Consider the following 12382-nt stretch of genomic DNA (forward strand, 5'->3'; position numbering starts at 1 on the left):
CGGCCCGCGGTTGAATCTGGTTATCGGAGGTCAGACTTACATGAACGTCTCGCGTTCTTTCATTTCACGTACCAAGGGGTGGGTGGCTGGCGCATTGCTCACCAGCACCATGACCGCTCCGGCCAGTGCCGAGGACGTCACGATCACTGCCGTGTTCAAGCCGGACTCAGCCTATCCGCATCTGAACAAGTTCAAGAACACCACGCCGCCCAGTGGTTATTGCGGGAATTGGCCTGACCAGTGTGAATTGGAGCAGTTCTTCAGCTTGAAGGTGCCGATTCAGTTCAATTCACGTTCACCCATACAGGCCAATCATGCATCCGTGCGTCAGGGGGCGATGTTGAAAGCGCCGGCGCAATGGCGCGAGTTGACTGTCTATCACGAAACGACCAGAGAACCCGAGACGGTGAGGGTACGGATAGCCGGCATTGGTTCGCAGGCGGTGACCGATGATGTGATGGAACTGGTGGGAGGCGCCGATGATTACCGCATTGCGCACAACCTGTTATGGGGCCTGAGTTGGGTGAGTGCACCGTCACCCTGCCTCTACAGCGGGGTGGGCTGGTACACCACCACCACCTACGATTTTTTCTGGCGAACGCCCACCGAAGGCATCTGCGCAAAACAGGCAAAGTTCAATGTTCCGTGGCTTCGCTTCAATCACCTGGATTTCGCCTATGAACTGGAGACCCCCAACCCCTTGGGCATGTCTTCAGGGCACTACACCGGCTCACTGACTTACAGCATCGGCCCCAATGGCGATTTCGATTTTGGCGATGTACTGATACCGAGCGATTCGGCGTTGACGATGAACTTCAATCTCGACGTGCAGCACACCCTCAAGGTCGACATCCCGCCCGGTGGCGAAAAGGTCCAGTTGGTCCCGGCCGGTGGCTGGCAGAGCTGGCTGCAGGCGGGACGCAGGCCCGTGCGGCTGTTCCGTGACCAGACCTTCAATATTTCGGCGTCTTCGCGTTTCAAGATGCAGATGGAGTGCGAGTTCACCGGCTCCAGTTACGACTGCCTGCTGGATGATCGCGTCTCCAAGCGGGGCGTGGAGCTGCAGGTCTTTGTCACCCTGCCCAATGGCCTGACCGACATGAGCGGGCAACCCGTCAGGCACATGCGACTGCGAGCGGGAGCCGCCAACGCACTGTATTTCCAGCCGGGTTTCTACGTCGACAGGGCACCGGGTGTCCTGCACTTCGAGGTGCCCGAAAGGGAGATGGAATTCATGTTGGAGCCCGGTGCCGGTCCCTATTACAGGGGCAAGGTCACCGTGATCTGGGATTCGGAAATTTGATGGGCCGCCTATCGAGGGTCCGCGCCTGTGTTGTGTTCAATGTCATGAGGTTCAAGGGTATGAAACGTCTGTGGTTGCTGTTGGGTTTGAGCGGGTTTTCTCTGGCGGTTCAGGCCGGTCCGCAGATCAATGTCGGAACGGTGTACGACTATCTGGACGGCGACAAGAGCACCTACCTCAAACGCGTCTACAACAGCGGCGACAGCACCGCGTTCGTCAAGGTCAACATCCTCGAAATCATCTACGACGCCGATGGTAGCCACCGCGAAATACCGGTCGCAACGCAAGCGGATGGCAGCGGCCGGGATGGACTGATGGCCAGCCCGGCACGGCTGATCGTGCCGGCCAAAGGCATGCAGGGCACGCGCTTGCTGCACATGGGCGCCCGTGACACCGAGCGTTATTTCCGCGTGCGCTTCGTGCCGGTGGTACCGGAAAAGGAAGATGACTTCGCGGTGTCCAGTGAAGAGCGCGATACCTACAAGGAGAACCTGTCGGCGGGGGTCAACGTCATGACCGGCTTCGGCACGGTGTTTTTTGTTCGCCCGAAGAACAGCCGTTTCGACAGCGTGATCGATGACAGCCCCGGTGTTTATCGACTGCGCAATAACGGCAACACCGTGGTGGTGATCGACGAGTTTCGCAACTGCTCGCTGAAGAATGAAACCGAGTGCGAAGCAACTACCAAACATCACGTTCTGGCGGGCAAATCGTTCGAGTTCGAGAAGAAACCCGGTCGGGAATACCGCTTCAACCTGATCGAAGGCGCCGACAAAAAAGCGTTGCGCATTGCCAGCCAGTGACACCGCCAAAGGCGAGTCGCGCTGAAGGACTCGCCGCTTTTTTTCACGCAACAGGTAACTGACATGATCAAGCAATCGGCCATCGCCCTGTGTGTGGGCGTGATGATGTGTGCCCAGGTTTTCGCGGCACGGGAAGAGCGCACATTCGAGGTGTGGGCGGACATTCCGACCCTGGGCTTTTACGTGATACCGGCCGAAACCAACTGGATTCATCTGGAACAGACCCTGCCGTGGAATCGCAACACGTCGCGGCTTGAAGGGCTGCGCAAGAATTTCGACGTCAAGCACGACACCAGTGCAATCGAAGCGCGGCTGGATGCCGAGCCCTATCTGTTCAACGGGCGTGAAGACCAGAACATCTACTTGCGGGTCAGCTTCAACGGCCAGGAACTGAGTCACGATCCGCAACCGCGCGAAGTGGTGTCGGCGACGCAAGCCATGGCCGGGGGGCGCTTTGCCCTGGACATCCAGCCGAAAGAGCCGGCCGGTGGCTATAAGCCGGGGACCTACTACGGCACTGTCCAGCTGATTTTCAGTGCGGCGGCACCCTGACCTGTGTTTGCCAGGGATCAAAAATGTGGGAGCGAGCCTGCTCGCGATGGCGGCGTGTCAGGCGCCATGGAGGCTGAATGTGCCGGCCTCTTCGCGAGCAGGCTCGCTCCCACAGTGATTTTCGTTGCACTGCATCCCCTTTGCTTATGCCGGGCTTAACAGCATTTGAAATGTCGAATGGAAATCGACTCTCGCCGGGAACAGGGCGGGGGTTATCGGAGATGGATACAGATGAGTGTCACCGGTTTTTTGTTTTCAACTAGGCATCCAGGGTTGTGGATTCTTTTGATGGTGTGGTGGCTGATGCCCCAGGCGTTGGCCCAGGACGTTTCAATCACTGCGTTGTTCAAGCCTGATCCGACGCACCCCCATCTCAACCAGTTCAAGAACACCACCCCGCCCAGCGGTTACTGCGAGCGATACCCGGGGCAATGTGTCGAAAATCAGACGTTCAGCCTGCAAGTGCCGATTCAGTTCGAGTCCAGCCAGGCGATCCCGGCCAACCATGGGTCGCCGCGCCAGGGCGCAACGTTCAGGGTGCCGGCGCAATGGCGCGATCTGACGGTTCGTCATGAATCCGGAGCGGTGGAGACGGTAAAAATGCGCATTACCGGTGTGGGCTCCAAGTATGTGACGGAGGATGTTCGGCAACTGACGGGGGACACCAACGAAGACTACCGATTTGCACATAACCTGTTATGGGGATTGAGCTGGGTGAACAGCTCGGCGCCGTGCCTTTACAGTGGAGTGGGTTATTACGGGACCAACTACTACGGTTTTTTCTGGAAGACGCCGGTTGACGCCGCCTGTAATAAACAGGCGAAATTCCAGGTGCCATGGATGCGTTACGAGTTTCTGGATTTTGCCTATGAGCTTGTCACGCCCAATCCGTTGGGCATGTTGGCGGGCCATTACACGGGGGCATTGACTTACACCGTCGGCCCCAACGGCGACTTCGACTTCGGCGATGTCATGCTGCCGAGCAGTCCCCTACTGACCATGAACTTCAATCTCGACGTTCAACATACGCTCAAGGTCGATGTCCCGCCCGGTGGCGAAAAGGTCCAGTTGCTCCCGGCCGGCGGCTGGCAGAGCTGGTTGCATGCCGGGCGTAAACCGGTGCGGCTGTTCCGTGACCAGACCTTCAATATCTCGGCCAGTTCTCGCTTCAAAATGTTTTTGCAGTGTTCAATCACCGATGGACGGGTCTGCTATATGGCTGATCGGAATTTGATACTGACCGCACCATTGAAAGTCAGCGTGAGTCTACCGGGTGGCTTGACCAATAGCGCCGGAAGACCGGTCCAGCGCCAGGAACTGCTGACTGAGGGCGGGAGCGAGATTTTTCAGCCAGGCCACTATGTGGATCGTAAGCCGGGCACCTTGCACTTCGAGCTTGAGAAACCCGATCATCTTTTTTTGCCGGGGGCACCCAAACAGTATTTCGGCAGCGTCACCGTGATTTGGGATTCCGAAGTGTAAGGCCAGTGCCCTGAACCTGACGGCGCAAACCGCCGTCAGGCTGTCCTCACTTGCTTGGGTTTTAATGGCCGGCGCGCTTCATGGCAGCACGGGTCAGGCTTCGCGACAGTTCTTTCTCGGCGTCGCCCAGGTCGACCAGCAATCGGTCGAAGATCGCATCGCTGAACGGCTCATCGGCAAAGACCACGGTGTCCGGCACCGGCAGATCGTTTATCAGTTCCCTGAGTTGGCTGCGCAATTCGGCGCGGCGCAGATCCGATGTCGACTCGACCCATTCGCGCTGGGTATCGCGCAGGGTGTCCAGTTGATCCGACAGGCGCTGATAGCGATGTTTATTGGTTTGCAACGGGTTCGCATAGCGCTCGTTCAAATAGTCTTGCCAGAAATCCTGTTCGAGCATCCGGTCGACCAGACCATCGCCTTCGCCCAAGGCCAGGACCGTGTCATAGGCTTGATCGATCATTGCGTCAGTGACGCCGGACACTGGCCGGTAAAGCATGCCTTTTGATTGCCAGGGCAAGTCGAGGCGCTCTGCCAATCCGGTCTGATAGGCCAGGTAGACCTCGACTTCGTCCGGGTTGCCGCCCCGACCGGCGACATCGGCGCGGGCAATGTCGTTGACCTGTTCCAGTCGCGCCGCGCCTTTGGCCAGGGTCACCAGTTTCTGCTCCAACTGAGCCGTGTCGGTGGTGTACGCATGGGCCTCGTAGGCGAGCACGTGGATCCCCATGTGATTGAACAACTGGGCGCCGGCGTCGGCGCAATCCACTGGCGCGATGGCCATGGTAAACAGCTTCTCCCGAAGAGATGTGTCGACGTACACGGCATCGAGCATGCGCCAGACACGTTGCACCAGTTTATCCCGGGCTTTGTCGCCGGCCCGGTAGTCAGCGGAGAGCCGGGTATCGAGCAGCACGTTCAAGAAGCGCTCGGCCTGGGGCTCGTCGACCAGCTCCGACCACAGATTGGCCCGGTCGACGCCCCAGCCGGGCACATCCCTCCAGTGGTCCGCGCTGTAGTCGGAACTGACCACCCATTCGGCCTGGCTGTTTGAGGGCACGATGGGCTCAGGGGGCAATTGCACCGAACGACGGATCGCCTGATAGCGAACCTGGTCTAACTCCGACAGGTTGCCGACATCCAGCCGGGTGCGTCCCACGACCCAGGCCTGCGGTGAGCCTGGGACCACTTCGGGAATCAGGCTGATCGGGTTATCCCGAAGATCCAGCAGAAAACCACGAGGCCTGGTTTTGCTCAACGTACCTTCAGGCCAGCTGACAATGACCGTGTCCCGCAGACCGACGACTTTCAGCCGGGGCATGCGTGAGATGTCAACAACCCTGCCCAAGGGGTTTTCATCCAGGCGCAGGATCTCCAGGTAGGTCAGGTGTTTGAGTTGCTCGACGGCGGCGGCGTCCAGCACGATCTCATTGTCACTCAAACGCAGGCGTTCGAGCCGGTGCATGGCGCCGATGTTTTCCGGCAGACTCGTCAGGCTGCATCGACTGGCGCTGAGTTCGCGAAGGTTGGGGAAGTCTTTCAGCAAACCGTTGGCTGTGGCGGAAAAACGGGTGTTGTCGAGTTTCAGGATCGTGACCTTGTCCAGAAACTTTTGCAGCTGCGGCAGCTCGGGCCACTCGGATCCCAGGTTCGTAGACATCAGAAATCGTTCCTGTGACAGATCCAGCGAATAGCCATGCAGATCCGTACGACTATCGAACCCGGTGTTCTTTCGGTGAAAGCAGTCGAGCAAGCGATCGGCAATCCGTGCCCGGACGGGGTTACGTGGCCAGTGTGTTCCGGATTCCTCATCGTAATGCGTTCGGCTCCAGCGAGTCATGATTGTTCTCAACTCGTTGAGCTCGTTTTCTTGCTCCTCCAGAAACTGCATCGGCTCGCCCCTTTCAGTCAGGGCACGGGCAAACGTATCGACCTCGGAATCGCTGAAGTGCGGATAAAGGTCATGGATGCGTTCGTGTACGGTCTGGCCATCTCTGCTGAGCCAGCCCCCACGCACCAACAGCATCGTTTCGTGCTCGGCCACCATGCGAACGGGCGGCTCGGCGAGCACGACCCGGCGTTCGCTCGGCGGAGCCGATTTGACCATGACCCACTGCCTGAACAGTTCGGCCTCCCCCGGTTTGTAGCCCAGGGCGTTTTGTCCATTTTCCTGCGTGGCCTGCAGCACGGCTTCGAAAAAATCATCGGCCTCATGGATCGGCTGATCGTCACCATCACGCACCTGATACTGCCCGGCCTCGTCGCGAATCAGGACTCGCACCCGCTTGGCGTCATCGGGGCCGACGCTGTAACGCAGCTCGCCATCGAAGGTGCCCTGACGAATCTCCAGGCGCAGGTCGCCGAAGGTATCGGTGTTAAAGCGCAAGGTGCCTAGCACCAGTCGCTCGGTGTCGGGGGTAATTGATGCGCTCGGGTATAGACCCTGGGCGGCCCGCACCGCCCGGGTTTCGAATTGCAGCTCTCGGGCTTGGGTTTTCAGGCGCAGGGGCAGGCGTTTCTTCTGGGCAATGTGCTGATCTTCCGTGGCACTCGCGCCCTCGATGATGTGTTCGGCAACGGTCGCCGGCAGCTCGGGGAATTCGCTGAACAGCGGCGCGATTTCAGGGGATAGCGGCGCAGGCGCAATGGCGGGTGTAGCCAGGCGTTGCAGGGTATCGGTCAGCAGCGGCGGGGGCGGGGTGTTTTCAATGTGTACCCTGCGCAGCACGCCTTCATCGGTGCCGCTGATCTGGCGGATCTCCTCCAGCTGTTCATCGTTGAAACCCTCGGTGCTGTGGCCGAGGCGGCGCATCAGGGTCGAGCCTTCCCACTGGCGGGGGGGTTCGGTTTCGCAGACCCAGGCCCCATGGCCGTTGTGGCGCAGGGTCGGTGCGTAAGCGTCGAAGCGCTGCGGATGGCGGATGCGCTGTTGGCCGGTGACGGCGTCTTCCAGCACTTCGAAGTGTTGATCGTCCAGGCGCAGGATGCGGCGGCCCTGATGCTGGTGAATACCCTGGTTATCAGGCCGGGCGTCCGCCGGCAAATCCACGTCGGTGCGTTGATAGGGACTGAGGTCAGGGTTCCACAGTCGTCTATCGCCGTTGGCCAACTGCACCGGTTTCAGACTTTCGAAAAACGGCGAGAGCTTCGCCTGTACGACGTGGCCGACCGCACCTGCCGCCGCGAACACGCCCAGCTGGACGACGCTTTCCAGCACGCCGAGGGTCTGCTCTCCGGCCTCGGCCAAATGTCCTTCGGCCAGATCGACCAGGCCCTCGACCACGCCATCGGTCAGTTGCCAGGCCGTGTACGCCAGCATCAGTGGACCCAGGCCAGGCACCAGTGGTGTTGCTACCAGCAAGGCAACATTGAGAATGTCCGAGAGCATTTTTTCCAGATTGTCCCACCAGGCCCACCTGGCCATGCGGTCGGCGTATTCGGTGGAGATGGCGATCTGCCGGGCATCGTTGAACACCTTGTTGAGGGTCTGCCGGTAGCGGTAGCCCCACAGATCATTGTTGAAGGTCGTCTCGCGGTCGATCTTGATGCTCGACACACTGAATTGCAGATCGGGTTTATCCACAGGCGTTTCCCGCCAGCTCGGCAAGTGTGAGCCGGCGGCCACCGGTTGCCATTTCACCGTGCTCAGACGCGCGTTCAACCCGGCAAAAAAAAGGCCGCGCTGATCATGGGGCACGAACTGGCTGAAGAACTGCTGATAGCGGTTGGCGGGTGCGCCGTCGCGCAACTGGCGTGTGAGTTCCTCCATGAATTCGAGTGACGAGGGGTATTGCTTGAGCGGGTGCAGCGGATCTTGGGGAACATAGGCAATCACCGGCACCGGGCCGCTTGCGCTGGAGGTGTCCGCCGCGATCAGGATGATGCCGCTCAGGCGCGTGTCCATCATCGCCAGGTTGTAATAATCGACGGTTTGGCCTTTCCACTTCAGTCGCGAACGATCATCGAGCATACCTTGCACGACATCAAAGGCCTCCTGGTCGATGTCGTTCTTCATCAGGGCCATTTGCGCGGCGACATTCAGTGCGCTTTTCTGGCTGAGAATGACGTTGTGGCGCAGGACATTGCTCGCCGTTTTGTCGGTGGGACGTAAAACGTCTTCAAGGTGCTGTTGGTATTGGGCGCCGATGTCCAGCTCGCGACACAAGGACTTGAACTGTTCGAGGCTGAGTTTGTGTTTGAGCTTCACCACGTTGAAATGCCCGCGTGCATCGGGGCGGGTGATGAACTCCGAGTCCTGGGTGAATGCCTCGTCCCGGGAAAAATTGTGCAGGGCGGCGTCCAGCAGCGAAACGGTTCGACTGGTGGTTCCGCCGGAAAAGTCGTGCACCCACCAGGCCGTCGTCACCGGGGCATACAGCCGCAACCAGGTTTGCTCGACATCGTCTTCAACGCCGAAGCGGTCCCTCAAGGCTTTCTGCAGCAGGGGTTTGGCAAAGGCGGAAATATCCTGCACATCACTCAGTGTCTTATCCACGGTGTTTTGCGCGGTCCAGCCGAGCTGGATGGCTTTTTTCAACTGGCGGTGAGCCGTGGTGGACGCGTTCTTGTGCCAGTCGGGCAACGTCAGCCTGACCGATTTCAGGGCGTCGACACGCGATGGCGAGGTGTTCAGCAGCCAGGCAGGTATCGCCTTTCTGACCTGATGGAAATGGATGCTTTTATCGAAAGGGGGGAGGTCGAGCAGGGTTGATCCCTGGATCGCCGAGGGTGAAATAGGCATTGCGTGATCGTCCGTTGATCAGAAGTGGGACGATCAGACTAGGTAAGCGAGTCAGGCAAAAAAAGCGCAAAAAACTGGTGGGTCAGGCGTGTGGAAACGCTTTGAATCTGCGAAAAACATGGCGTGAAAAATACATATGTACCGCCATTGCGAAACCGCTGTGTGCGCTCGCTCAACGGCCAGCCGTCACCTGGCTTGGCTGGCACATGGTATGGGTGCCGGGTTGCAGGTATTGCGTCAGGATCGGCGCCATGCCCTTGAGCACTTGCACAGGCAGCGCCGAGGTGAAGGTGAAGTTTTCCGCCGAGCGGCCTGGCACATAAGCGGTCAGCGTGCCGAAGTGGCTTTCGCCGATATAGAACACGAACGTGGCCGTGCGGTTGACGGATTTCGAACTGAGAATGCGTCCACCCGAGCCGATGGCTTCGATACGGTTGTCGCCGGTACCGGTCTTGCCACCCATGGACAGAGGTGTGCCATCGGGCAGTTTGAAACTGCCGGCCAAGCGCCTTGCGGTCCCGGCGTCCACCACTTGCGAGAGGGCTTCGCGCATGGCGCTTGCGACTTCCGATGGCATCACCCGTTTGCCGACATCCGGGTCGTTGGTCAGCCGGGTTTCATAAGGGGTATTGATTGCGAACTGCAGGCTGTCGATCCGCAGTGTCGGCATGCGCACACCGTCGTTGAGTATCGTTCCGATCAGTTCGGCCAGGGCTGCCGGGCGGTCGCCGGAGCTGCCGATGGCGGTGGCCAGTGACGGCACCAGATGGTCGAACGGGTAGCCGACTTTCTGCCAGCGCTGGTGAATGTCGAGGAACGCTTCGATCTCGAGCATGGTGCGGATGCGGTTGTCTCGGGCACCTTTGTGCCGGCTCTTGAACAGCCAGCTGTAGACTTCCTGACGTTCAAATTTGCTGGCCTTGACGATGTCCTTGAAAGTCGCCTCCGGATGATTGAGCAAGTAGCCCATCATCCACAGGTCCAGCGGATGCACCTTGGCAATGAAGCCCTGATCGGGCAGGTCATAGCGGCCGGGGCCGTAGGCTTGATAGAGCCGCTCAAGGCGTTCGTCGGTGAGTTTTTCCGTGAGTTTGGCGCCGGTGAGGTGCGAGCGCACGAAAGTGTTGAAGCTTTGCTGACTGGCCTGCGGCAACAGGTAGCGGTGCACGGCGGCCAACCGGATCGGGGTCGGGCGCATGCTGTCGAGGAAGGTTTCGAGCCGCGCCTGGGTGTCTTTGTTGCGGTATTTTTTCCAGAACTTGAGCAGGAACGATGTGCCCTCACGGTCGGCGAACGAGGCCAGGTATTCCTGACGGCGCGGATCGCGGTCGTCCTTGAGCAGTTCGGCACTGTTGTTGGGGCCGGAGTAGGTGGTGTAGCGCACCAGGTCACGCATCAGGCGAATGAACGGCAGGTTGATCGACTCCCGCAAGGCGTCGCGCAGGGTTGGCAGGCGACCGTTGTCTTCCTTGCGGAAGTTATGGAACGTGTGCAGCCCGCCGCCGGTGAAAAACGCTTCGCCAGGGCTGGCGGAATATTTGCGGTCCAGCGCGGCACTGAGCAGGGGCTGCAGGCTGTGGTCCTTGTTCTCGATCAGGTAGTCGACGACCCAGCGACTGAGGCGGTCCTGTTCCGGTACTTCGACTTTCTTCAATTCCGGTACGCCCATGTCGGCATATTTTTCGTGCAGTTCGGCGATGATTTGCAGGTACGTCGTCATCACCCGCATTTTCGCGGTGGAGCCCAGTTCCAGTTTGCTGCCTTCGTTGATGTCGAACGGCTGGTCGGTACTGTCGGTCTGGACCCGCACCCGCGAACCGTCCGGGGTCAGTTCGAACAAGGTGAAGCTGTAGCGCACCTGGGTGGTGCTGGTGGGGGTCAGCAAACGTTCGCCCATCAGGCCGATTTCGGCGGCATAGGCCGGGTCGGCGAGTTTTTTCAGATAGGCGGTTGCCTGAGTTTGCAGTTCACCTTGCAGCGTGCTGGTAGCCGAGAGGTCGAGGCGGTCGAGGTCGTACAACGGACGGTTGAGCAATCCGGCGAGCCGGCTGCGCGCCACGCTAATACCCTTGTTGGTTTCGATCGGCTGTATGGTCGGCTGGGTCGCCCAGTCGCGGTAGGTGACTTTGCTGGACAGTGCTGCCGCGGCGAACGGCGCATCGATGACGTTATTCTGTGCCAGCAGGCGAATATGGCTGTCGGTGAGGTCGGCCAGTTCATCCCGGCCTTTGGTCAGGTAATGCGAAGGGCGGCGCTGGGCGATCATCAAAGACAACATTTCGCGCAAGGCCAGGCCTTTCTCCGCGAGGCTTTTTGGATCCGTCGCATTGCTGGCCAGGCGTTCGTTGGCCGTGTTGAAATCGGCGCCGTACCATACGCGCAAACCTTCAGCCATGCCGTGGACTTCACCGTGGCCCGGCACGGCTGACAGAGGCACGCTGTTGAGGTAATCGCGGACCACGTTCTGCCGCGACTTGAGTGTTTGCGGGCCATCCTGATAAGCACGCACGCTGGCGGAAATCATCTGGCGGATCTTTTCGCCGCCCGATACGGTCAAGCCATCGGGCGAATGCCGGTATTTTTCCAGTTGCGTCGCCAGGGTACTGCCGCCCGCCGATTGACCGGGCAGATGCAGCATCTTGGCGACCTGGGTATAGGCCGCCATGCCGAACCGTGGCCAGTCCACCGCCGGGTTGGCCAAGGGTTGGCGAGGGTCGAGCAGGAAGCGGTTTTCGATGAACAGCAGGCTGTTGACCACGACCGGCGGGATCGCCTCGAAGCTGGCATAGAGCTGTTGCGGATAGTTGTACTGATACAGCGGCGCCGCGCGGCAATCGGTGATCGACAGGCCGGCCTGGATTTTTTCCGCATAGGGCACGAACAGGCCTTTGTCGGTGTAGTTCATCAGCGCCGGGGAAAAGCGCGTTTGCTCGGTAATCACGTAATCGCGCTTGAGCAAGCGTGGCAGGAACTCGCCCAGGGAGCTGTAGCCCAGGCGCAGGTCGAACGGACCGGCCCCCGGATAGTGAATTGCATCGCTGGGGCCGGGTTTTAGCTCATACGTGAGGGTCTTGGCGAACTTGCTGACTTCCCGGGCTTGAAACCTTGAGGTGCGCATTTCCTTGGCAGCCGCGAGCCCTACCACAATGGCAATGATCACCAACAACAGCCAAAACGCCTTCCAGCCGTGCTTGACGCGGCTGCGAGGAGGTTTTTCAGGTAATGGCGCTTCATCCACAGGTTCAGTCTGGACCACGGTTTTACTCGAATCGGTTTGCCATAAAGCGCCCATAGTCGACTGATCCATTCACGCAGATTGATCGGACTTGTCTGAAGCTTAGACGGTGGTTGGCGTTGGTGAAAAAATTGTGGACCTCCAGACATCGGGTAGCTGCTCCTCCTGTGGCGAGGGAGCAACGTTGGGTTCAGGGCCAGCGGGCATCTGGGTGTGGAAGATTTCTTTGCCTGCGGGCAGCTTCAACGTCTGCGGGACATGTCCGA

The 12382-nt window shown here is 59.4% G+C and carries 6 protein-coding genes; 4 read left to right on the forward strand and 2 right to left on the reverse strand.

Annotated elements, in window-relative coordinates; all coding sequences use genetic code 11:
• Positions 1 to 40: 40 nt before the first annotated feature.
• The 4 genes from BVK86_RS12150 to BVK86_RS12165 all read left to right on the forward strand — a co-directional run bounded on the left by BVK86_RS12150 (position 41) and on the right by BVK86_RS12165 (position 4140).
• The gene (locus BVK86_RS12150) at positions 41 to 1303 is read left to right on the forward strand and encodes a hypothetical protein (RefSeq protein WP_075946664.1); all 1263 of its coding nucleotides are present in this window, start codon (positions 41 to 43) and stop codon (positions 1301 to 1303) included.
• Positions 1304 to 1362: 59 nt separating this feature from the next.
• On the forward strand, positions 1363 to 2106 hold the full coding sequence (locus BVK86_RS12155) for a pilus assembly protein (RefSeq protein WP_075946665.1): 744 nt from the start codon (positions 1363 to 1365) through the stop codon (positions 2104 to 2106).
• Between the two features lie 63 nt (positions 2107 to 2169).
• Positions 2170 to 2658: a CS1 type fimbrial major subunit gene (locus tag BVK86_RS12160; RefSeq protein ID WP_075946666.1), complete on the forward strand. Its 489-nt coding sequence runs from the start codon at positions 2170 to 2172 to the stop codon at positions 2656 to 2658.
• A gap of 303 nt (positions 2659 to 2961) precedes the next feature.
• The gene (locus tag BVK86_RS12165) at positions 2962 to 4140 is read left to right on the forward strand and encodes a hypothetical protein (RefSeq protein WP_231977952.1); all 1179 of its coding nucleotides are present in this window, start codon (positions 2962 to 2964) and stop codon (positions 4138 to 4140) included.
• Between the two features lie 61 nt (positions 4141 to 4201).
• On the opposite strand, the gene BVK86_RS12170 is transcribed toward BVK86_RS12165, so the two are convergent.
• Together BVK86_RS12170 and BVK86_RS12175 are read right to left on the reverse strand one after the other, a co-directional pair.
• Complete coding sequence (locus BVK86_RS12170; protein WP_075946668.1) at positions 4202 to 8881, reverse strand: NEL-type E3 ubiquitin ligase domain-containing protein; 4680 nt, start codon at positions 8879 to 8881, stop codon at positions 4202 to 4204.
• A gap of 172 nt (positions 8882 to 9053) precedes the next feature.
• Entirely contained in the window at positions 9054 to 12173 is a 3120-nt protein-coding gene (locus BVK86_RS12175; RefSeq protein WP_075946669.1) for a transglycosylase domain-containing protein, read from the reverse strand.
• Positions 12174 to 12382: the final 209 nt, after the last annotated feature.

This window comes from Pseudomonas reinekei (genome assembly GCF_001945365.1).
Lineage (GTDB): Bacteria > Pseudomonadota > Gammaproteobacteria > Pseudomonadales > Pseudomonadaceae > Aquipseudomonas > Aquipseudomonas reinekei.

Excerpts from the sequence above, each read along its gene's own strand:
- BVK86_RS12150 (WP_075946664.1), top strand. The coding sequence starts at position 41 with ATGAACGTCTCGCGTTCTTTCATTTCACGTACCAAGGGGTGGGTGGCT.
- BVK86_RS12155 (WP_075946665.1), top strand. The coding sequence starts at position 1,363 with ATGAAACGTCTGTGGTTGCTGTTGGGTTTGAGCGGGTTTTCTCTGGCG.
- BVK86_RS12160 (WP_075946666.1), top strand. The coding sequence starts at position 2,170 with ATGATCAAGCAATCGGCCATCGCCCTGTGTGTGGGCGTGATGATGTGT.
- BVK86_RS12165 (WP_231977952.1), top strand. The coding sequence starts at position 2,962 with ATGCCCCAGGCGTTGGCCCAGGACGTTTCAATCACTGCGTTGTTCAAG.
- BVK86_RS12170 (WP_075946668.1), bottom strand. The coding sequence starts at position 8,881 with ATGCCTATTTCACCCTCGGCGATCCAGGGATCAACCCTGCTCGACCTC.
- BVK86_RS12175 (WP_075946669.1), bottom strand. The coding sequence starts at position 12,173 with ATGGGCGCTTTATGGCAAACCGATTCGAGTAAAACCGTGGTCCAGACT.